1 protein-coding gene is annotated in these 972 nt (G+C 36.7%); it reads right to left on the bottom strand.

Features of this window, described 5'->3' with window-relative positions:
• Nucleotides 1-453 precede the first annotated feature (453 nt).
• The gene (locus tag CXF95_RS26245) at nucleotides 454-945 is read right to left on the bottom strand and encodes a GNAT family N-acetyltransferase (RefSeq protein WP_101201245.1); all 492 of its coding nucleotides are present in this window, start codon (nucleotides 943-945) and stop codon (nucleotides 454-456) included.
• Nucleotides 946-972 lie beyond the last annotated feature (27 nt).

Genomic DNA, 972 nt, shown 5'->3' on the forward strand with positions numbered 1-972 from the left:
ATTAACACCGGTCAACCCAAAATTGCGTTTATCTAGAGTACCGGCATGAGGAAAGAGTTTGAGTTAACCCGTTGGGTCAAGCATCGGCTGTGGCACAACCACCGAGGGCGTTAGGATGGCGATGATGTTTATTCATTATTGAACCACGAACCTAGATTGAAACCAGGTGTCACGACGGATTAAGTAAGGTAGGCGCTGTTCATCGAAAGATGAATAATCCACGGATATCAGCAGGACAACCGACGAATTTACTTGCTTCATTCAATGGGTTAACTCAATTTATTTAAAAGGCAAAAGGCTTTAAAAAAAGAAGCAGGATATCGCTTGTTTTACTTGACGTGGGGAGTCATACCAACGCCCAATTAACGGGCAAAAAATAGTGGGCTAAAATAGGAACGAAGTGACAAAAGCCCGCTGTTTTTTGTCCTTGTTGAATTGCTTGTTATGTGTTGATTACACAGATATATTTAAACGAGCTAGAATGAGTAAATCGACAAATTTTCCAGCCTTAAAATTACAACATTTTTTTTCACCCTCAACTTTAAAACCAAACTTTTGATAGAGGGATAATGCAGCTTCATTGTCAGGATAAACTTCTAATTCTAAGCGTAATATGTTTAACCAATTGTCAGCTTGATTAATAGCCTCTGCAAGTAACTGCTTCCCAACACCTTTGCCATGACTATCTGGATGAACAGCAATAGCTAACGATGCTGAATGTTTTTCTCTTGGCTTATTTGACAAAATAAGACTTACATGTCCAATCACTTTATCATCTAATTCGGCGATCAATATGTAATCCGTTGGACTTTGAAAAAATTTATCTACATCACGAGAACTTAAAAATGGAACTTGAGACGTATTCTCTGTTACAGAAGCATAACTATAAATTTCTGCTAAATCCTTGAGATCTGATTGATCAAAATGTCTAATATTTAATTTCAAGTTAACACCTTAATTTTAAAAAACATA

This window comes from Paraglaciecola sp. MB-3u-78, from assembly GCF_002835935.1.
Classification (GTDB): Bacteria; Pseudomonadota; Gammaproteobacteria; order Enterobacterales; family Alteromonadaceae; genus Paraglaciecola.